This window comes from uncultured Flavobacterium sp., assembly GCF_963925415.1.
Lineage (GTDB): Bacteria > Bacteroidota > Bacteroidia > Flavobacteriales > Flavobacteriaceae > Flavobacterium.
This window is the reverse complement of sequence record NZ_CAWUTS010000063.1, coordinates 1-20,317: the sequence shown is the minus strand read 5'-3', so window position 1 is coordinate 20,317 and position 20,317 is coordinate 1. Positions and strand designations below refer to the sequence as shown.

18 protein-coding genes are annotated in these 20,317 nt (G+C 32.1%); 5 read left to right on the top strand and 13 right to left on the bottom strand.

Translation table 11 applies throughout. The features are described from left to right. Positions 1-137: 137 nt before the first annotated feature. Positions 138-1,151, bottom strand: coding sequence for a glutamine synthetase beta-grasp domain-containing protein (locus AABM47_RS05045; protein WP_338409838.1), 1,014 nt, complete (start codon positions 1,149-1,151; stop codon positions 138-140). Positions 1,152-1,357: 206 nt separating this feature from the next. Between AABM47_RS05045 and AABM47_RS05040 the strand changes: the two genes are divergently transcribed. The 3 genes from AABM47_RS05040 (at position 1,358) to AABM47_RS05030 (ending at position 5,789) form a co-directional block, all read left to right on the top strand. Continuing rightward, positions 1,358-3,547, top strand: coding sequence for a glutamine synthetase III (locus AABM47_RS05040; protein WP_338409837.1), 2,190 nt, complete (start codon positions 1,358-1,360; stop codon positions 3,545-3,547). Between the two features lie 169 nt (positions 3,548-3,716). Continuing rightward, positions 3,717-4,508, top strand: coding sequence for an OmpA family protein (locus tag AABM47_RS05035; protein ID WP_338409836.1), 792 nt, complete (start codon positions 3,717-3,719; stop codon positions 4,506-4,508). Between the two features lie 102 nt (positions 4,509-4,610). Next, positions 4,611-5,789 carry an AIR synthase related protein gene (locus AABM47_RS05030; protein WP_338409835.1) on the top strand — a complete coding sequence of 393 codons (1,179 nt, stop codon included), beginning with the start codon at positions 4,611-4,613 and terminating at the stop codon, positions 5,787-5,789. A 187-nt stretch (positions 5,790-5,976) separates the two neighbouring features. On the opposite strand, the gene AABM47_RS05025 is transcribed toward AABM47_RS05030, so the two are convergent. The 6 genes from AABM47_RS05025 to AABM47_RS05000 form a co-directional block, all read right to left on the bottom strand. Next, complete coding sequence (locus tag AABM47_RS05025) at positions 5,977-7,578, bottom strand: amidase (protein WP_338409834.1); 1,602 nt, start codon at positions 7,576-7,578, stop codon at positions 5,977-5,979. A gap of 142 nt (positions 7,579-7,720) precedes the next feature. Continuing rightward, entirely contained in the window at positions 7,721-8,764 is a 1,044-nt protein-coding gene (gene corA / locus AABM47_RS05020) for a magnesium/cobalt transporter CorA (protein ID WP_338409833.1), read from the bottom strand. 823 nt (positions 8,765-9,587) lie between these two features. Beyond that, positions 9,588-10,127 carry a hypothetical protein gene (locus AABM47_RS05015; protein ID WP_338409832.1) on the bottom strand — a complete coding sequence of 180 codons (540 nt, stop codon included), beginning with the start codon at positions 10,125-10,127 and terminating at the stop codon, positions 9,588-9,590. A 373-nt stretch (positions 10,128-10,500) separates the two neighbouring features. Continuing rightward, a complete protein-coding gene (rluF, locus tag AABM47_RS05010; protein WP_338409831.1) occupies positions 10,501-11,298 on the bottom strand; it encodes a 23S rRNA pseudouridine(2604) synthase RluF in 798 nt (265 codons plus the stop codon). A 145-nt stretch (positions 11,299-11,443) separates the two neighbouring features. Next, positions 11,444-12,223: a C4-type zinc ribbon domain-containing protein gene (locus AABM47_RS05005; protein ID WP_338409830.1), complete on the bottom strand. Its 780-nt coding sequence runs from the start codon at positions 12,221-12,223 to the stop codon at positions 11,444-11,446. 5 nt (positions 12,224-12,228) lie between these two features. Continuing rightward, a complete protein-coding gene (locus AABM47_RS05000; RefSeq protein WP_338409829.1) occupies positions 12,229-13,323 on the bottom strand; it encodes a Nif3-like dinuclear metal center hexameric protein in 1,095 nt (364 codons plus the stop codon). Positions 13,324-13,487: 164 nt separating this feature from the next. On the opposite strand from AABM47_RS05000, the gene lpxK reads away from it, so the two are divergent. Then, on the top strand, positions 13,488-14,501 hold the full coding sequence (lpxK, locus tag AABM47_RS04995; RefSeq protein WP_338409828.1) for a tetraacyldisaccharide 4'-kinase: 1,014 nt from the start codon (positions 13,488-13,490) through the stop codon (positions 14,499-14,501). Between the two features lie 4 nt (positions 14,502-14,505). Here lpxK and gap read toward each other — a convergent pair whose 3' ends face one another. The 6 genes from gap to AABM47_RS04965 all read right to left on the bottom strand — a co-directional run bounded on the left by gap (position 14,506) and on the right by AABM47_RS04965 (position 19,874). Next, positions 14,506-15,498: a type I glyceraldehyde-3-phosphate dehydrogenase gene (gene gap / locus AABM47_RS04990; RefSeq protein WP_338409827.1), complete on the bottom strand. Its 993-nt coding sequence runs from the start codon at positions 15,496-15,498 to the stop codon at positions 14,506-14,508. Between the two features lie 98 nt (positions 15,499-15,596). Further along, positions 15,597-16,472: a lipoyl synthase gene (gene lipA / locus AABM47_RS04985; RefSeq protein ID WP_338409826.1), complete on the bottom strand. Its 876-nt coding sequence runs from the start codon at positions 16,470-16,472 to the stop codon at positions 15,597-15,599. 143 nt (positions 16,473-16,615) lie between these two features. Further along, positions 16,616-17,176, bottom strand: coding sequence for a sigma-70 family RNA polymerase sigma factor (locus AABM47_RS04980; protein WP_338409825.1), 561 nt, complete (start codon positions 17,174-17,176; stop codon positions 16,616-16,618). Further along, complete coding sequence (locus AABM47_RS04975; protein ID WP_338409824.1) at positions 17,167-18,285, bottom strand: glycosyltransferase; 1,119 nt, start codon at positions 18,283-18,285, stop codon at positions 17,167-17,169. Before AABM47_RS04975 ends, AABM47_RS04980 begins: the two co-directional genes overlap by 10 nt. A 5-nt stretch (positions 18,286-18,290) precedes the next feature. Next, positions 18,291-18,494 carry a membrane or secreted protein gene (locus AABM47_RS04970; protein ID WP_338409823.1) on the bottom strand — a complete coding sequence of 68 codons (204 nt, stop codon included), beginning with the start codon at positions 18,492-18,494 and terminating at the stop codon, positions 18,291-18,293. Positions 18,495-18,701: 207 nt separating this feature from the next. Continuing rightward, a complete protein-coding gene (locus tag AABM47_RS04965) occupies positions 18,702-19,874 on the bottom strand; it encodes a heparan-alpha-glucosaminide N-acetyltransferase domain-containing protein (protein WP_338409822.1) in 1,173 nt (390 codons plus the stop codon). A 112-nt stretch (positions 19,875-19,986) separates the two neighbouring features. Between AABM47_RS04965 and AABM47_RS04960 the strand changes: the two genes are divergently transcribed. Next, positions 19,987-20,214 (top strand): hypothetical protein, encoded by a 228-nt coding sequence (locus AABM47_RS04960; RefSeq protein ID WP_338409821.1) that lies wholly within the window; start codon positions 19,987-19,989, stop codon positions 20,212-20,214. The last annotated feature ends 103 nt before the right edge of the window (positions 20,215-20,317 follow it).

Below are 20,317 nucleotides of genomic sequence, written 5' to 3'. Positions count from 1 at the left end.
ATAAAGTTAGAGTAACGCTTTAAAGATAGTTTGGTTTGGTTAGTTAAAAAGAGATTATTGCAAAATAATCTCTTTTTTTTATATTAAAAAAAAGCACCTTCATTTCTGAAAGTGCTTTGTATATAAATGGCTTGTACTTATAAAGCTGATTTTACAGTTTTAATAATTCGAGCAGCAATTTTGTATGGATCTCCATTTGATGCTGGTCTTCTGTCTTCTAACCAGCCTTTCCAGCCCTTTTCAACAGTGATTAAAGGAATTCGTATCGAAGCGCCTCTGTCTGAAATTCCATAAGAAAAATCATGAATTGAAGCAGTCTCATGTTTACCTGTTAAACGTAAGTCATTATAAGCACCATAAACTTCAATGTGTTCTTTTGTAAGAGGTCTAAAAGCTTCACATATTTTTTCATAAGTTGCTCGGTCTCCACATGTTCTCAAAACTTCATTTGAAAAGTTAGCATGCATTCCCGATCCATTCCAGTCTGTATCACCAAGTGGTTTAGGATGATACTCAATGTAGTAACCATATTTTTCAGTTAAACGGTCTAATAAATAACGTGCAATCCAAATTTCGTCACCCGCTTTTTTAGCTCCTTTTGCAAACAATTGAAATTCCCATTGTCCACAAGCAACTTCTTGATTGATACCTTCAAAATTTAAACCAGCATCAATACATAAATCTGCATGCTCTTCAACTAATTTTCTACCATGTGTGTTTTTTCCACCTACAGAACAATAATACATTCCTTGTGGCGCAGGATATCCTCCAATTGGAAAACCTAGTGGCAATAGAGTTTTAGAATCCATTATAAAATATTCTTGTTCAAAACCAAACCAAAAGTCACCATCATCATCAATAGTAGATCTTCCGTTAGACACATGTGGAGTGCTATCAGCATTCATAACTTCTGTCATAACTAAATATCCATTAATGCGAGTTGGATCAGGAAAAATAGCTACAGGCACTAATAAACAATCCGATGAACCACCTTCTGCTTGTTTTGTTGACGAACCATCAAATGACCAGTTTCCTAGCTCAGCTAATGTTCCTTTAAAGTTTTCATGTTCTTCAACTTTAGTTTTACTTCTTAAATTTTGTGTTGGTGTGTAACCATCTAACCAAATGTACTCCAGTTTAATTTTTGCCATAACAAGATATAATTAATTTTATAGATTTAAAATACATGCAAATATAATTTAAATGTTTCGATCGGCAAAAAAAATGGGGTTAAAAATATTTTTGATTGCATTATATTTAATTATACCCTATTTATTAAGGGGTATAATTGTAATATGTTGTTTTTATTTGTAAAATAATAATAATAATATATATATTTGTTTTAAATCTAAATACTATGTCAACAATTCGATTTCAAGCTTTAAAAGAAGCATCAAATAGAAAGCCAGTTCACTTTGAAGAATCTGACAGAAAATCTATACTTTTTGGTTCAAATGTGTTTAACAATAAAGCTATGAAGCATTATTTAACCTCAGATGCTTATAAGGCAGTAAAAAGTGCCAACCAAACCGGAACAAAAATAGACCGTAAATTAGCAGATTATATTGCCATGGGTATGAAAGAATGGGCACTTTCAAAAGGTGTAACCCATTATACCCATTGGTTTCAGCCTTTAACAGGTGGAACTGCAGAAAAACATGATGCCTTTTTTGAAACTTCATTTGATGGAAGTGATCCTGTTGAAAAGTTTGGTGGAGATCAATTGGTACAACAAGAACCAGATGCGTCAAGTTTTCCAAATGGGGGTATACGAAATACTTTTGAAGCTCGTGGATACACGGCATGGGATCCAACATCTCCTGCCTTCATTTTTGGAACTACCCTATGCGTACCAACCGTTTTTGTTTCGTATACAGGTGAGGCGTTAGATAATAAAGCACCTTTGTTAAGGGCTATAAACGCTATAGATGATGCGGCAACTGAAGTAGCGAAGTATTTTGATAAAAATGTAAAAAAGGTAACTCCAACTTTAGGTTGGGAACAAGAATATTTTTTAGTGGATAGTGCCTTAGCAAATTCTCGTCCAGATATTATGGCCACGGGAAGAACTTTATTGGGGCATACAGCTGCTAAAGGCCAACAATTAGACGATCATTATTTTGGTTCAATTCCAACTCGCGTATTAAGTTATATGAGAGATTTAGAAAACGAATGCATGTTGTTGGGAATTCCAGTAAAAACACGTCATAATGAAGTTGCTCCTAGTCAGTTTGAGTTGGCTCCTATTTTTGAAGAAACAAATTTAGCTGTTGATCACAACTCTTTATTGATGGATGTGATGCAAAAAGTAGCAGAACGTCATAATTATAAAGTGTTGTTTCATGAAAAACCATACAAAGGTGTTAACGGATCGGGTAAACACAACAACTGGTCTTTGGCAACAGATACTGGAATTAATTTACTAGCTCCAGGAAAAACGCCTATGAGTAATTTGCAGTTTTTGACCTTCTTTATCAATACGATTAAAGCGGTTCACGATAATGAAGAATTATTACGAGCTGCTATCGCTTCTGCAAGTAACGACCACAGATTAGGAGCTAATGAGGCCCCACCGGCTATTATTTCGGTATTTATAGGTGCTCAACTGACAAAGGTTTTAGCCGAATTGGAATTTGTTACCAAAGGAAAACTTTCTCCTGAAGAAAAAACAGATTTAAAATTAAATGTAGTGGGTAAAATTCCTGACGTTTTATTAGATAATACCGATAGAAACAGAACTTCACCATTTGCTTTTACAGGAAATAAATTTGAGTTTAGAGCAGTAGGTTCATCTGCAAATTGTGCTACATCAATGACAACTTTAAACGCAATGGTTGCAAAACAACTGCAAGACTTTAAAAAAGAAGTGGATGCATTAATGAGTCAAAAAGATTTAAAGAAAGATGAAGCCATATTTAATGTGTTAAGAGAATACATAAAAGAAACCAAAAACATTCTTTTTGAAGGCGATGGATATAGTGCAGCATGGGAAAAAGAAGCCAAAAAAAGGGGTTTAAGTAATCACAAAACAACACCTGAAGCTTTGAAAGCTAAAGTTTCAAAAAAAGCTTTGGATTTATTTGAAAATTTAAATGTAATGAACCGTATTGAGGTTGAAGCTCGATACGAAATTGAACTGGAAGAATACACAAAAAAAATTCAAATAGAAGGTCGTGTCTTAGGTGATATTGCTCGTAATCATGTTGTACCTACGGCAATTAAATATCAAAATACATTAATTCAAAATGTAACCGGCTTGAAAGAAATTTTTGGCAAAGACTTTGAACAATATGCCAAAGAACAAATAGCAATGATTAAAGAGATTTCGGCCCACATGGAAGGAATCAATACAAATGTGCATAAAATGATTGAAGAACGCAAAAAAGCAAACCATTTGTCAGATATAGAAAAAATGGCAACGGCTTATTGCAATAATGTTAAACCCTATTTTGAAATTATTAGAGATCATGCAGACAAATTAGAGTTATTGGTAGATGATGAAATGTGGACTCTAACAAAATACAGGGAATTATTATTTGCTAAATAAAAATTTCTTAATCCATTTATATTAAAAACCTATTCTTAATGGAATAGGTTTTTTTATGTAATAAAAATGTTGTTACTTGGGTATTTAAATAGTATTTATGCAGATGAAACCTTTTTTTTTTATTTTCCTCTTCCTTTTTCTGCTGCAGACGTTTGCTCAAAAACAGTTTGTGGTTTATTTTAACAGCAATAAACATGAATTAACTGCATCTGAAATCAATAAATTATCCGATTGGATACTCGAACATTCTCACGATAAAATTGTAGCTATAAACGGCTATACAGATCAAGATGGCAAAAGCGATTATAACGACTCATTGGCCCAAAAACGAGTTGATTTTGTGTTTAAAATTGTCAAAGAAAAAATGCCTTTTAGGACAGACTTTAAAAGTAGAAGTTTTGGTGAAAATTTTGATCAAGCCGAAAACAAAGCCGAAAACAGAAAGGTTACCCTATATTATATTGAAGAACAAAATTTGTTTCGAGAAAATGAGATTTTAGGAATCCAAGAGCAAATTGTTGTTCAAAAAATAGACTCAGCATCAGTAGAAGAAGATTTTTTAGAAGACGCCCCATTAGAAGAACAAATAAAAAAAACAAAAGTAGGCTCAACATTAATTTTGAAAAACATTAATTTTTACAACAACACCTATGGTGTTATGAGTGAATCTCGACCTGTTTTGTATGATCTGGCCTTTGTTATGCATAGCAACCCACAATTAGTAATTCAAATTCAAGGTCATGTTTGTTGCAATGCTAATGTAACCGATACTCGATCCATAATGTTGTCTAGAGAACGAGCCAAAGCCATTAAATTGTTTTTGGTTTCTCGAGGAATTCCTTCAAGCAGAGTTAGTTTTCAAGGTTTTGGAAGTACAAAGCCTATTTACCAAATTCCTGAAAAAAATGAAGAAGAACGAAAAGCCAATAGAAGAGTTGAGGTTTTAATTGTAAGTAAATAAATGTTTTAAACAAATATTTTCATTAGAATTTAGCTAATGATTTTTATATCTTTGCATCCATACTATAAAATCTGAATTAAATTCAGTTTAAACACAAGCATAATGAGTTCTGACACAAGCCAACGTTATAATCTTCGTGGAGTTTCTGCTGCAAAAGAAGACGTTCATAACGCTATAAAAAATATTGATAAAGGTCTTTTTCCTAAAGCTTTTTGCAAAATAATTCCGGATTATCTAACCAATGATGACAAGTATTGCATCATTATGCATGCCGATGGAGCGGGAACAAAATCCTCTCTCGCATATATGTATTGGAAAGAAACCGGTGATATATCTGTTTGGAAAGGCATTGCGCAAGACGCATTGATAATGAATATTGATGATTTATTATGTGTAGGTGCAACCGATAATATATTGCTTTCATCGACCATTGGAAGAAATAAAAATTTAATTACAGCTGATGTTTTATCGGCAATCATAAACGGAACAGAAGAATTGATTGAAGAATTAAAATCTTTTGGAGTAACCATTCACTCAACAGGTGGAGAAACGGCAGATGTAGGCGACTTAGTTCGAACCATAATTGTAGATAGTACCGTTACAGCTCGAATGAAACGCAGTGATGTTATTGATAATGCCAATATTAAACCTGGAAATGTTATCGTAGGCTTATCTAGTTCAGGTCAAGCTACATATGAAAAAATGTATAATGGTGGTATGGGAAGCAATGGTCTAACTTCGGCTCGTCATGATGTTTTTCACAATTACTTAGCTGTTAAATATCCTGAAAGTTTTGACGCCTCTGTGCCTAAAGAGTTGGTGTATTCTGGAAATACAAAATTAACGGATGCTGTTGAAAATAGCCCTATTGATGCAGGACAACTGGTGCTTTCTCCCACAAGAACCTATGCGCCTATTATAAAAAAAATTTTAGATCAATACAGTCCAAAAGAAATTTGTGGCATGGTACATTGCAGTGGTGGAGCACAAACTAAGGTGTTGCATTTTGTAGATAACGTTCACGTTATTAAAGATCATTTATTTTCAGTTCCTCCTTTATTTAAGTTAATACAAGAGCAATCAAATACCGATTGGAAGGAAATGTACCAAGTGTTCAATTGCGGTCATCGAATGGAGCTTTATGTTGATCAATCTATTGCAAATGACATTATTGCTATTTCAAAATCGTTTGGTGTAGATGCTCAAATTGTAGGTAGAGTAGAAGCATGCAATACAAAAAAACTTACAATACATAGTGAATTTGGCATTTTTGAGTATTAAAGATACGCCAATATAATTCGAACTATGAAAATTGGCAATCTAATTATTGCAAAAAAAAGCTGTGAAAGTCAATCCAACAGTACCGATTGCTAGTAAAATTAGTCCGCTATAAAATATAATGGCACTTGTTTTAGGGGTCATTTTTTTTATTGTGCCCAATTAGCTATTTTTATGAGTAGCAATTTTTTTATAAAGTCTTTTTAAAATTTGGCATGGTTCTTTTCTTAGATGCTTGCTCATACGAGTAGCCTAAAGCAATTAATGCAGATTCACTAAAAGCTGTTCCAGAAAAATTGATGCCCACTGGTAAGCCAAAAACCATTCCAGCAGGAACTGTAATATGAGGATATCCAGCCATGGCTGCAACACCAGTACTGTAGTAAGTTCCATAATCACCATTTACGGGGTCAATACAATTAGCAGGACCAGAAACAAGTTCGCAAATGGCATCTAAATTGTATTTGTTTAAGGTATCATCAATCCCTTTTTGAGAACCAGATACCGTTTTTTCGACTGCAGCTAAATATTGAAAGCTATTTAAATCTTCTTTAGCTTCCGATATCTCAAAATATTCTTGTTTAAAATAAGGCATTACTTCTGCTTCATTTTGTTTGTTAAATGCTATTATTTCTTTAAGTGTTTTTAAGGTTGAGTTGGTTTGTGAAAGATAATGATTTAAACCGTCTTTTAATTCATAACACAAAACGGTAGTTTCTGCATCATAGATTGAATAATCAGTAATAAGCGGTTCTATTTCTATAATTTCGGCTCCTGCCTTTTTCATTTGCTCTATAGCTTCATTCATTAAAAGATCAACCCCTTCGTGTTTTTTTAAATAGGACATATCAATTCCTATACGTTTTCCATTTAAACCATTAATATCGAGAGATTTGGTATAGTCAATAGAATGGTTTATAATTGAATTATTAGTTACCGCATCTTCTTGATCTGCACCGCATAAAAGACCTAAAAGAATGGCAGCATCTTTTACGGTTCGAGTCATAGGTCCTGCAGTATCTTGTGTGGCTGATATAGGAATTATACCAGAACGACTCCATAAACCTACAGTAGGTTTAATACCGACAATTCCACACATTGACGAGGGAGAACTTATTGAACCATTTGTTTCTGTTCCGATAGCAATTGCACATAAATTGGCTGCTACAGAGGCCGCAGATCCAGCACTTGAGCCCGATGTTGATCGATCAAGAATATATGGATTTTTAGTTTGTCCTCCACGACTGCTCCATCCGCTGCACGATCGCGATGAACGAAAATTTGCCCATTCACTTAGATTTGTCTTACCTAAAAGAATTGCCCCAGATTCGCGCAATTTTTTAATAATAAAAGCATCTTGTAAAGCATTATTTCCTAGTAATGCTGTTGAGCCAGCACTCGTAATCATTTTATCACCTGTGTTGATGTTGTCTTTTATTAAAACAGGTATTCCGTGAAGTGCACTTCTAACATTGCCCTTTTTTCGTTCTGCATCCATTTCTTTTGCAATGCTTATTGCATCAGGGTTTATTTCTATAATTGCATTTATTGCAGGACCATTTTTGTCTATCTTTTCGATGCGATCCAAATACAACTGTGTAATTTGTTCAGCACTAATTTCGCCACGAGTCATCTTGTCTTGAAGTTCAGAAACCGTTATTTCATTCAATTCAAAATCATCAGAAAAGCTGTTTTTTGAATTTGGAATTGAGCTATGATTTAAACCACTTTTCAAAGCTGCTAAAGCTGTAGCTGCAAATGTAACATTAGATATAAAGTTTCTTCTTTCCATTTTTTTATTTTATTTTTTGTGGATAAATATAATCCCTTTTTTTGTTTTAGAATAGAATTTAAAATTGTAATTAATCGATTGATAAAAGTTAAAAAGCAATGGTTTTCTTTTGTTGATTAATTGTCTAAATAAAGTCAGGTTTTTAGAGCCATTTTTTCTTTTTAAAATAGATCAGCATGCTTATTGCGATTACTACAATTACAGCCCACATTATAAAATAGCTGTATTTGTAATGAAGTTCAGGTACAAAATCAAAGTTAGTTCCATAAATGCCAGCTATAAATGTGAGGGGAATAAAAACAACCGAAAAGACTGTTAGAAACTTCATAATATCATTTAAATTACTGCTAATTGTCGTATGATGAATATTCAATTGATCAGACACAATTTCCCTATAACTATCTAAAAAATCACTTGCTTGATTGATGTTGTCCTGAAGTTCTTTAAAATGAACATGATTAACTTCATCTATAAAATCAGAATCAAGTTTTAAAAGGCCTAAAACCATTTCTTTGGCAGGCTTAATATTTTTTCTCAAGAAATTTAACTCTCTCTTATATGAATTAATTTCTGCAATAATTTCTTGACCAGGATCAACTAATATTTTTTCTTCTAAAGTTTCAATTTTGTCGCCTAACAAGCTAATGCTATAAATGTAGTTGTCAATAACAATATCAAGTAGGGCAAATAACAAGTAATCAGTTTTTCCATTTCTAATTCTTTTTTTTTGGTTTCTCAAACGATCTCGAACGGGTTCAAATACATCACCTCTTCTTTCTTGAAAGGATATAAGCATCGATTTTGTTACAATCAGGCTTAGATTCTCAAAATTAATTTTGTCTGTGTCAAAATTTTGACTGAGCATTTTAAGAGATACAAATATACAGTTGTTATATTCTTTTACCGTTGGTCTTCCATGGGTATTCATAACGCCGGCTAAAATGATAGGATCTAAATTTAACCCACTAGCAATTTCCTCCATTAGATCATGGTTGTGTAAGCCATCGATGTTTAACCAGGTTATAGTATCTGTATTTTGATATTTAAAACTATCTGAAATCTTTTTTAGACTTTCTTCCTTAAGATTATGTGCATCAAAATCAATTAATCGTATTAAAACTTCGTCAATTTTTTTTTCGCCTCTGAACAAAAATTCATCAGGAGACATTCCAATTTCTTGTTTCATTTTCTTTAAAAATCGTGTCATTTTTTCTTTTAATTAGAACAACGTTCAGCGTTTTTTTTTTAGTTTTAGTTGATTGATGAGGTCGAAACTTTTTGTAAAGCAATAAACCAAATGTATAAAATAAATTTTAAATAATGTTTGCTAGCTTTCAGATTCATTTTTTTTGAAACAATTGAGGTTTATTTCTTTTTATTTTAAATGATTTTTAAGCAGATTTAAAAAAGGGTTTATATGTTGCATGGTAATCGATTGTTTTTAGTAGCATCATGTTTTGATCTATGAATCTTTGGTTTCTTTTAGTAAATTTGCTAAAGGCAAATTCACTTTGTTTTCTGAACTAATGACACGAGTAATTAGCTAATAAAATGCGGTTAAAAGTTTTAAAAAATAGGAGTAGATCTTGATAAAAAAAATATGACCCAAAAAAAGTAATTTTTTTAGGTCATGTTTTTTTATTGGCTTATTTTTTTGAAGCAACCAATATTATTTGGTTTTTGATTCGATTTTCGAATAATTATCTTTAGGATTACGCACATCAATTTCCAAATAAGTCGCTCATTAACAGACATCTGTATCAAAAACGGGCAAAACATCTTGTTTGCTTTTAAAACTATCGCTGAATTGCAGGCTGAATAGTTACAAATGTTAAAGTCCGATTATTAGGGGGGTAGACCATAGCCTGCTTTTTTTAAATGTTTTTTTCATATTTAGTTTGATAATTTCTAATATATTATATAAAGTTAATTTAAATACGAAAGCGGCAACTACCCAATAAGTGATAATGGTTACTCCTTGCTAGCGAGGCTCATATTCTTTCTTGATTTTAACCAGGAAACCATCCAACGGTGGAATTTTGAATGCTTAGGTTTTTTATGATTTTTTGTTCGCCATCTGTATTTTTAAATATTACATTTTCTAAATGAATTGTTATATCATAACCATTTTGAAAAGGAGTAGTTAATACTTCAATATTTGAAACTGATAATTTTATAGTTCCTGAAATTGATTTCCATGTTTTTAGCTTTAATGCTTCTTCTCCAGGTTCTATTGCATCGTTAGAGAAATAACCAAGTACTGATTTGTCCCATTCCGATATTTCAATAGTTAAATCATTATTTGGAAGTGAAAACGCAGTAAGCTCTGAATTCAGATTTAGGGTTTCTCTTCCTATGCCACTAATTTGTAGGGCAATATTTAAATTGTCATTGTTTAGTATTTTGTATACAACAAAATCACCAAAGCTCTCTGTTTCGCCAACAAAATTTAAAACTTCGAGTTGTTGTTCATTTTCAGTAATTTTATCGCATGAGAAAAATAAAAAAAGGCTCAATGATAAAAGACTAATTTTTTGTAGTTGTTTCATAATGGTACTTATTTATAAATTTATATTGTTTTTTATTATCAACATTTATACCAAAAATAAACATATTTGTTTATAACCAAAATAATTTATGTTATTTTTTTAGCTATACATGTTGACTTATAAATTTCTATTCCATTTTTATAACAGTATGGCTTTTATTTGAGTTTTTAATTGTGGTGTAAGTAAAATTAAAAAAAAACTCTAAATATGCAATTTATAGAATTTTTTTAAAAAAAATCTATTAAAGGAAACCTTAAGCTTTACATAAAGGTATTTTAATTACAAAAATGTTCTGTGTTGCGTGTTGAAATAATTTCAGTTTGTTGTTATGCAAAGGTGGTATCTTAATAAAATAAAATTTTGTAGGCTTTTTTTATTTTTTTTTAAATGTCTTATTCGGAATGGCTCTTTGGCCCGGAATATTTCGTTCTACTTTTGGTAAGCTGGCTTCTTCGGTTTTGCTAGAAGGTTCAATTAATAAATTTAATTGTGTTATTTCATCTTCGGTTAAATTACGGTATTTTCCTACTGGTATATCGAGTAAAATATTGATTATTCGTGTTCGTTTTAAGGCTACAACTTCATAATCTAAATATTCACACATACGTCTAATTTGTCGGTTTAAACCTTGTGTTAAAATGATCCTAAAAACGGTTTTGCTAATTTGCTCTACTTTACATTTTCGGGTCAAGGTATCTAAAATAGGAATTCCATTCCCCATACGTTGAATAAAACGTTCGGTTATGGTTTTGTTTAAAGTAACTATGTATTCTTTTTCGTGATTGTTTCGGGCGCGAAGTATTTTGTTGACAATATCACCATCGTTGGTCATAAATATTAATCCTTCACTGGCTTTGTCTAATCGTCCAATAGGAAAAATACGTTCGTTAAAATTAATAAAATCTACGATATTGTCGCGAACCCCAAGATTGGTTGTGCATTCAATACCTGTGGGTTTATTGAAAGCTAAATAAATACGTTTGCTGGTATTTTCATTAATAAAAGTACCATCCACACGAACTTCATCTTTAGAAGTAATTTTTGTTCCCATTTCGGGTACAACTCCATTTATAGTTACCCTACCAGCATCAATTAGTTTGTCAGCTTCTCTACGAGAACAATAACCCGATTCTGACAAAAATTTATTGATACGTGTTGATTTTTCTTCCATGGGGCAAATATAGGTAAAAAAGGAATTAGCTTTTAGAAATAAGTAGGGATTAAAGAAGTAAAACCTGTTAATTTAAATAGTTTATCTTTTTTATGAATTTTAAAAAAGAGCTAAAAAAAAATCCCGATTTACATCGGGATTCATATTACATTTTAGCAAAAATCTTTTCCATTTTCTCGCGTTCTTCTTCGGCTAACATACTGTCAACTAAAATACGACCACTGTGTTCATCTGTTATGATTTTTTTTCTACCTGCAATCTCCATCTGAGTTTGTGGAGGAATGGTAAAAAAAGAACCAGCAGATGCCCCACGTTCAATAGAAACAACAGCCATACCGTTTCGAACACTTCCTCTAATGCGGTTGTATGCGTTTAATAAACGGTTTTCTATTTGTTTTTGAAATTCATCTGATTTTTTAGTTAAAAAAGTTTCTTCTTTTTCTGTTTCAGATAAAATAGCACTAAGCTCTGCTTTTTTATGTTTTAAGTGTGTTTCTTTAATTTCTAAACGATCTTTAGATTGTTGTATAACTTCTTTTTTGTGTTCTACAGAAGCTTTCATTTCTTTAGAATGTTTTTCGGCCAATTGAATTTCTAATTCTTGAAACTCAATTTCTTTAGCTAAAGAATTAAACTCTCTATTATTACGAACATTTTTTTGTTGTTCTAAATATTTTTTGATCGATACACTGTGACCCTCAATTGCATTTTTCTTTAATTTGATATTCTCGTCAATGTTATCTAAATCTGCTTTTAGTTTGTCTAAACGTGCAGATAAACCAGTAACTTCATCTTCTAAATCTTCAACCTCTAATGGTAATTCTCCTCTTACATTTCTAATTTCGTCAATTTTAGAATCGACAAGTTGTAAGGCATATAATGCTCTTAATTTGTCTTCAACACTTAATTCTTTTGTAGTTGCCATATTTTTTAAAAGTACTTAACTGGATTTGTATTTTCTTGTGATAAAATAATTGCAAAATTAGTGATTTTTTCTTTAAGATAATCAACAATATAGGTTTTTGTAAATTTTTCGCTTTCAAAATGTCCTATATCGGCTAATAATAATTTGTTTTCTGCCTCATAAAATTGATGATATTTTAAGTCTGCAGTTACATAAGCATCTGCTCCAGAGTCTATTGCGTTTTTAATTGCATAGCTCCCAGATCCTCCAAGTACAGCCACTTTTTGAATTATATTTCCTGTAAATTGACTATGACGAATGCCTTTACAATCTAATTTTTGACGAATTAAGGCTAAAAAATCTAATTCTGAAAGTGGTTTTTCGAGCGATCCAACCCTTCCTAAACCTATATTTTGGTGTTCATTTTCCAATGCGTGAATTTCATAAGCCACTTCTTCATAGACATGATTGGAATATAAAGCCTTTAAAATTTTGGACTGCAGGTGTTTTTCAAAAAGAACTTCAATTTTATGTTCGTTATTCGTTTTAAACTCAAGTGGTGAGCCTACAAAAGGGTTGCTGTTTGCATTGCCTTTGTATGTCCCTGTGCCAAAACTGTTGAAGCTGCAGTTTTCATAATTTCCAATTTGCCCGGCGCCTGCTTCAAAAAGAGCATTGCGCAATTTTTCTGTATTTTCAGCAATTGTGTAGGTTACTAATTTGTAAATGTAATGTTGTTTTGGAATCAAAACTTTAGAATCTTTAATTCCTAATGCATCACAAAATATTTTGTTCACACCGTTTTGATCGTTGTCTAAAGCCGTGTGAACGGCATAAACTGCAATATCATTTTTAATTGCTTTTATGACAGCCTTTTCAACATAATTTTTTCCTGTAATTTTTTTTAAACCCGTAAATAATATCGGATGAAAACAAACCACCAAATTACATGCCTTTGCTATAGCCTCTTCTATAACGGATACTAATGCATCATGACAAACCAAAATTCCGGTTAAATTTGCCTCAGCATCACCTACTAATAAACCTACGTTATCAAAACTTTCGGCATAACCCAGAGGAGCCATTTCTTCAAGAATTGTAAGTGTGTCTTTGATTTTCATATTATAAATTTATGTTCAAAGATAAAAATGTAAATTGTTATATGCTATAGTATGCAACACAAATAATGTAATATTTTGTATGTTTGTACAATAAAACCCCTTATTAAGGGTGTTATTACATAATAAATAAAGAACACACAAAGATAGTATACAGATGTATGGGGATGTTTATAATTTTACGAAAAATACTTTTTCCTGTTGCAATTCTATACGCAATTGTTATGTACATACGTAATTGGTGCTATGACTTGGGCTTTTTTAAAAGTCAGTCTTTTCATGCCCCACTTATTGCTGTTGGAAATTTAAGCGCAGGTGGCACGGGTAAATCACCTCAAATAGAATATCTAATTCGATTACTGTCTCCCAGTTATAAGCTGGCTACTTTGAGCAGAGGCTATAAACGAAGCACTACTGGTTTTGTGTTAGCAGATGCCAATGCCAATGCCAAAACACTTGGCGATGAGCCCTTTCAGTTTTATACAAAATTTCCAAAAATTACTGTTGCCGTTGACGAAAATAGGGTAGAAGGCGTGAGTTTGCTTTTAGACTTAGACTATAAACCCGAGGTAGTTTTGTTAGACGATGCGCACCAACATAGAAAAGTAAAAGCTGGTTTTTATATTTTACTAACAGCATATGACGATTTATTTTGTGATGATTATATTTTACCTTTTGGCAATTTACGTGAACCTCGCTGTGGTAAAAATAGAGCAGATGTTATAGTGGTTACTAAGTGTCCTGTAGCTATAGACCCAAACAAACAAGCTCAAATTAAAAAGAAACTTCATGTTTCGCAACCGGTTTATTTTAGTTCAATTTCCTATGATAGCTATGCTTATAATGAAATGGGTAAAATTTTGGTAAGCGAACTCATACTAAAAGAAAAAATTATTGTAGCCGGTATTGCAAAACCTCAACCTTTTTTTGATTTTTTAGAAGCTCAGCCAAAAGAAACGATTATTTTTTCGGATCATCATAATTTTGACTCAAAAGATATTACCGCTATTTTGTATAAAGCTCAAGGAAATATAATTTTGACAACCGAAAAAGATTACATGCGTTTAAAAGGTCTTTTGCCTATAGAGCAATTGTACTATTTGCCCATTCAAACTCAATTTTTAGGCTCAGCAAAAGATTTTGACACCTCAGTTTTAAAGTTCATAAGAACCTTCAAATAAGACTTTATTTGGTAAATTCAATTAAATCAATAATTCGAGAAGAGTACCCTACTTCATTATCATACCAACCCACAATTTTTACCATATGGTCTAACACAGATGTTAATTGTGCATCAAAAACACACGAATGACTGTTTCCTAATACATCTACTGAAACAATTGGGTCTTCAGTATATTCTAAAATTCCTTTTAAGCTGGTTTCTGAAGCTTGTTTAAAGGCTTGGTTAATTTCTTCAATTGTAACTTTTCTTTTTACATTAAGAGTAATGTCTGTTAAGGAGCCATCGGGAACCGGAACTCGAATACCACAACCTCCAATTTTGCCATTCAGTACAGGAAATATTTTAGTCAATGCTTTGGCAGCTCCAGTTGTTGTAGGAACTATAGATTGTGATGCGCCTCGGGCCCTTCGTAAATCTTTGTGAGGTTGATCGTGTAAACTTTGATCGGTAGTGTAGGAGTGAACGGTAGTAATATAGGCTTGCTCAATACCACACAAGTCTTGCATGATTTTAAGCATAGGAGCGGCATTATTTGTTGTGCAACTCGCATTTGAAATAAGGATTTCGGTACCGTCTAAAATAGATTCATTAACACCTAAAACAACTGTTTTTATAAGCTCATCTTCTGGCGGAACCGATAAAATTACTTTTTTGGCACCCGCAGTAATATGTTGGTTTAAGATTTCAGTAGTTTTAAACTTTCCTGTAGCTTCGATAACTACATCAATTTGTAAGGCTTTCCAATCTAAATTTTTGATTTCCCTTTCCGAAAAAAATAAATAAGTTTTATCTCCAACAATTATGGCATTTGAGGTATGTGAAACCTTTTCTTTTAAAACTCCATGAATGCTGTCATATTTTATCAAATGACTCATGGTTTTTGGGTCTGCAATATCATTAATTGCAACCACTTCTATGCTTGGGTGGTTTAGTAATAATCGAAAAACATTGCGACCTATTCTTCCAAATCCATTTATTGCGATGCGTGTTTTCATTCTGAAGGTTAAAAGTTTAAAATGTCACCAATTTTAAGTGCTAAAAGTGTACAGGTCAACAGAAAAAATCAATTGCTTAAATCACCAAAACCAAATACTTAAAGAATATGCTTAGCCGCGTGGTAAGATGAGCGCACTAAAGGCCCGCTTTCTACATGTCTGAAACCTAATTCTTTGCCTAGTTTTTCATATTTTTCAAATTGTTCAGGTGTGATGAACTCTTTAACAGGTAAATGTTTTTTAGAAGGTTGCAAATATTGGCCTATGGTTACAATATCAACATTTGCATCTTTTAAATCGTGTAAAACCTGAATAACTTCTTCTTCTGTTTCACCCAATCCTAGCATGATACCCGACTTAGTTCGCTTTATACCTTGTTCTTTTAAGTAACGTAATACTTCTAAACTTTTTTCGTATTTGGCTTGAATTCGAACTTCGCGCGTTAGCCTTTTTACCGTTTCCATATTATGCGAAACAACTTCTGGAGCTACAGCAACAATTCGGTCTATGTTTCGAGTATTTCCCTGAAAATCAGGAATCAAGGTTTCTAAGGTAGTTGTAGGATTCATTCTTCTAATGGCTTTCACCGTTTCTGCCCACATGATAGACCCCATGTCTTTAATGTCATCTCTATCCACACTGGTTATCACCGCATGTTTAATGTTCATTATTTTTATTGAACGAGCCACTTTTTCAGGCTCATCCCAATCTACATCTTCTGGTCTGCCTGTTTTTACACCACAAAAACCACACGATCGGGTACAAATATTTCCTAAAATCATGAAAGTGGCTGTGCCTTCTCCCCAGCATTCGCCCATGTTTGGACAGCTTCCAGAGGCACAAATGGTGTTGAGTTTATATTTGTCAACCAATCCTCTAAGTTCAGAATATTTTTTCCCTGTAGGTAGTTTTACACGAAGCCATTTGGGTTTGGGTTCTCTTGCTACAACTTCAGGTGTTATTGTGTCATTCATCCGTATAAAATTTGAATAGCAAAGATACGATTTCAACTTTAAAATTCACATATAATTTGTAATATCAATATTAAATATTTCACAAATTATAATGCTTTGGGGCATTAAATTTAAATTTATTGGAGTAAGTGCTTTTTAAAAATTTATGTTTTGCTTATAATTTCAGCCAATATCTTTTTTCCTCGAAGCAGTTTTATTTTAACATTATTCAAAGGTTGATTTAATTGATTGGCTATTTCTTGATATGACATTTCCTGAAAATAACGCATTTGAATCACCTCTTGATACGCGGGTTTCATTTTTTTAATGCAGAGAAGAAGTTGGGCCAAGTTTTGCTCAATTATCAACTCATCTTCAGCACTAGACGATTCATCAGCTATGGTGTTTGCATAATTAATTTTGTCGTTATTTTCTACAAAAACAAGTAGTTTTTTTTTGCGGAGCATGTCAATATGTACGTTTTTTGCAATGGTAATCAACCAGGTGTTAAATCCAAATTCAGAATTATAAGTTCCTATTTTATCAAAGGCTTTTGCAAAAGTTTCAATGGCAATATCCTCAGTGTCGGTTTCGTTTTCTGTGCGTTTTATCATAAAACCATACACTTCGTTCCAATAAAAATCCAATAAAAAAGTAAACGCAACTTGGTCGCCTGTTTTAGCTTTTTCAATATTGAACTGAACGATATTTGATGTTACTTCCATTGCGTAGGTTTAGCGAACAGCGTTGTAGTGTATATGTATATTTGCGATACCATATGAAAAATTTCTAGTATAGGAAAAAAGTAAATAATATCTTTTTCTTTGAATTTTTTAGCACCAAAACCTATTGAAATCCAACAAAATGTATATCTAAAAATTACCAGACTCCAAACGATTAACATTTGAAATTCAAAAGACAATAAAATAGCAGCTAACATAAAAAACATAATTTGTGTAAACAAAAAAACATTCATTTGAAATTTATCAAATGACTTGAACAACTTGGTTGTTTTGATTTGTGTTTTTTTCTTGATTAACCATTCCTTAAAATTAATTTGAGAAGCTGTATAAGTAAAACTATTGGACTCATACATGATTGCCGTATTAGCTTTTGTGGCTGCCTGATTAATAAATAATAAATCTTCACCGCTGCGCACATTCATGTGGTCCATAAATCCTCTGTTGTCAAAGAAAATTGATTTTTTATAGGCTAAATTACGCCCAATACCCATATAAGGCTTACTTATTTTTGCCCATGACATATAATGAATAGCGGTCATAACGCTATCAAAACGGATGAAAAGATTTAAGGGAGAATTTTTAATTTTTGCATAACCACCATAACCAAGTACAATGGTTTTGTCTGTGCTAAATTGACTGGTCATTTGATTCAGCCATTCTTTAGAATTAGGGTAACAATCGGCATTGGTAAAAACCAAATAGTCTTTTGTAGCTGCTTTGATGCCTAGGGTAACTGCATATTTTTTGTTAGCCCAAAATGCTTCGTTGTTTTGAACCTTAACCAGTTTTATGTTGGGATATTTTTTTTCATAGCCTTCAAAAAGTTCTAGCGATTCGTCTATAGAAGCGTCGTCAATCAATACAATTTCATAATCATGATGGTTTTGGTCCATCAGTAGCGGAAAATATTTTTTAATATTTTCTACTTCATTTTTGGCACAAATAATTACAGAAACCGAGAGTTTTTTTTGTATTGTAGTTTGTTTTTTTGTAAAAGAAAACTGGCCAAAAACACCTACATAATAAATAAATTGAAGACATAGTAGTGCTATGAAAATATAAAGCAAATAATTTAGAATCAGTACTAACATACATGTTATTTATCAGATGACTCGTTGCAGTCTTTTATTTGTTCTGGCGACTTGCCACAAAGGCTACAGCTTTCTCCATCTTTGTTTAAAAAAGGACTTTGGCTGGCACAAGTACCGGCAAATTTACCGTCTTTTTTGGTCCAAATTTTAATAGCAATTCCACTAAAAGCTATGGCTAACAGCCCTATAGTAAGTAAAATAAGTTTCATTTTTTGTATTTCAATTGATGTTAGGCAAAGATAAGAAATTTTTTGATTGCTGTCGAACTAAAGAGTGATTTTGATTTTTTTTTTAGTATAATTTTGATAAAAAAAAAAGCGTTTCCTCTACGGTAAACGAATCTTAGTTTACCAATCGATTGACATTCAATCATTGTTCTATTTTGTTTGTTGAATAAATGCCAGCTGGTTATTTTTTTAAAAATAACTCAGCCACCATTTTTCTTTGTGCCCTTGTTTATAAGCATCAAATTTTTTACACAACGGATAAAGCAACAGTACAATGCCGATCCAAATGACATAAACAATCCATAGTGGATAGCCATAGCCTTTTAGCACAGGAGAATTTGTTACCCATTTTTCTAAGATCATAGTTTGCCATCCAAATCCTGAAAGTTCAGCAAAAAGTAATGCAACAAGATGAATAAGATATATGTGTATGATGTAATAAAAAAATGGAACCCTACCAAATGTAGTAAAGAAATCAACGACCTTACCTTTTAATTTTTCGGTATTTGCCAAGAAAACAAAGCCTACACCCAATGTCATTAATAAATAATCTAATGATGGTGGATATTTTGAAGGATTAAAAAAGGATATCAAATTTTTTGACAACAATCCATAATTTTGCCAAAGTTTTGGATCTCCATATAAATTGTTATATCGTAACAATATAAACAGAAGAATGGACAAAACGCCAATAATGTTAAACAGTTTTTTTCGCGTCTCTGGCGCAAATTTTTTGTTATAAAATTCACCAAAATAGTAACCTAATGACATTACAGCAACCCAAGGAATTATAGGGTATGCTATAAAAAACCTACCACCATTTGATAGTTTAAAAAAAGTGAATTCGTGTAATATTCCCCAAAAGACACTACCTTCAAAGTGAACCGTGTCTAAAAGGTTGTGACCAAAAATAAGTATTAAACTAAACAATAAAATAAATTTTCGAGGCATATGCACAACAGCTGCTAAAAGCAACATGCTGATTCCTAAAGACCAAATAACCATCAAGCCTATATTTGAAAAATTAACATTAAAAAACCATGCAAAATTAACTACTGTCAATTCAATAAAAACCAACCAAAGACCACGTTTTATAAGAAATTGAGACAACTTGTTTTTAGATTTTCTTTTTCCAACCATAAATGCTGAGGTGCCCGCTAGAAAACAAAATAAGGGAGCACAAAAGTGTGTTATAAAACGCGTAAAAAAGATAGGAAATGTGCTTTGATTAGGATCAGCTGGGGCAAAAAAGAAAGCGGAGTAGTGAAAATAATCGCGGACATGATCAAGAGCCATAACAATCATAACGATACCTTTCAAAATGTCAATGGATTCTATTCTAGCTTTTGGTTCTACTGTCATGATTTAGGGTATTAAATGTTTTGTATGTAAACTATAAAGATTCTATTTGGGTTAAAGAAGTGCTTGATTTTTCTTTTTTATTTTAAGATATGTAATAATACTACCCAGAATAATGAGTATAAAAGAAGGCCAAAACGATAAAAATGCTAAAATTTCAAGACCTACTGTATTACCAGAGTCTATGAATCCAGTTTTATCAAGTAATATAGCAGTTATAAGCGGCCCTGTTCCAATTAAAAGAAGTATTAATCCTATTTTTAAAGTGATGTGTAATTTAATCCAAATTGTTATCAAGGCTGTTGGTTTTAAATTTTTAATTAATTTTAGAGTAAGATCGTAAAAAAAATTGGCATGACAGTTTTGTCGTTTTAATTTTATTTTGTCACAGACAGAGAAACACGATTAATATGTTTTAAAGCAGTAAATATAAGAAAAAAATTACA

What these genes read in the sequence shown, in the direction of transcription:
- rluF (WP_338409831.1), bottom strand. Translation starts at nt 11,298, where the DNA reads ATGGAAGAAAAATCAACACGTATCAATAAATTTTTGTCAGAATCGGGT.
- AABM47_RS05045 (WP_338409838.1), bottom strand. Translation starts at nt 1,151, where the DNA reads ATGGCAAAAATTAAACTGGAGTACATTTGGTTAGATGGTTACACACCA.
- AABM47_RS04970 (WP_338409823.1), bottom strand. Translation starts at nt 18,494, where the DNA reads ATGAAACTTATTTTACTTACTATAGGGCTGTTAGCCATAGCTTTTAGT.
- AABM47_RS04980 (WP_338409825.1), bottom strand. Translation starts at nt 17,176, where the DNA reads ATGGAAGTAACATCAAATATCGTTCAGTTCAATATTGAAAAAGCTAAA.
- lipA (WP_338409826.1), bottom strand. Translation starts at nt 16,472, where the DNA reads ATGAATGACACAATAACACCTGAAGTTGTAGCAAGAGAACCCAAACCC.
- AABM47_RS05025 (WP_338409834.1), bottom strand. Translation starts at nt 7,578, where the DNA reads ATGGAAAGAAGAAACTTTATATCTAATGTTACATTTGCAGCTACAGCT.
- AABM47_RS05000 (WP_338409829.1), bottom strand. Translation starts at nt 13,323, where the DNA reads ATGAAAATCAAAGACACACTTACAATTCTTGAAGAAATGGCTCCTCTG.
- lpxK (WP_338409828.1), top strand. Translation starts at nt 13,488, where the DNA reads ATGTTTATAATTTTACGAAAAATACTTTTTCCTGTTGCAATTCTATAC.
- AABM47_RS04975 (WP_338409824.1), bottom strand. Translation starts at nt 18,285, where the DNA reads ATGTTAGTACTGATTCTAAATTATTTGCTTTATATTTTCATAGCACTA.
- AABM47_RS05040 (WP_338409837.1), top strand. Translation starts at nt 1,358, where the DNA reads ATGTCAACAATTCGATTTCAAGCTTTAAAAGAAGCATCAAATAGAAAG.
- AABM47_RS05015 (WP_338409832.1), bottom strand. Translation starts at nt 10,127, where the DNA reads ATGAAACAACTACAAAAAATTAGTCTTTTATCATTGAGCCTTTTTTTA.
- AABM47_RS05030 (WP_338409835.1), top strand. Translation starts at nt 4,611, where the DNA reads ATGAGTTCTGACACAAGCCAACGTTATAATCTTCGTGGAGTTTCTGCT.
- AABM47_RS04960 (WP_338409821.1), top strand. Translation starts at nt 19,987, where the DNA reads ATGAGTATAAAAGAAGGCCAAAACGATAAAAATGCTAAAATTTCAAGA.
- gap (WP_338409827.1), bottom strand. Translation starts at nt 15,498, where the DNA reads ATGAAAACACGCATCGCAATAAATGGATTTGGAAGAATAGGTCGCAAT.
- AABM47_RS05005 (WP_338409830.1), bottom strand. Translation starts at nt 12,223, where the DNA reads ATGGCAACTACAAAAGAATTAAGTGTTGAAGACAAATTAAGAGCATTA.
- AABM47_RS04965 (WP_338409822.1), bottom strand. Translation starts at nt 19,874, where the DNA reads ATGACAGTAGAACCAAAAGCTAGAATAGAATCCATTGACATTTTGAAA.
- corA (WP_338409833.1), bottom strand. Translation starts at nt 8,764, where the DNA reads ATGAAACAAGAAATTGGAATGTCTCCTGATGAATTTTTGTTCAGAGGC.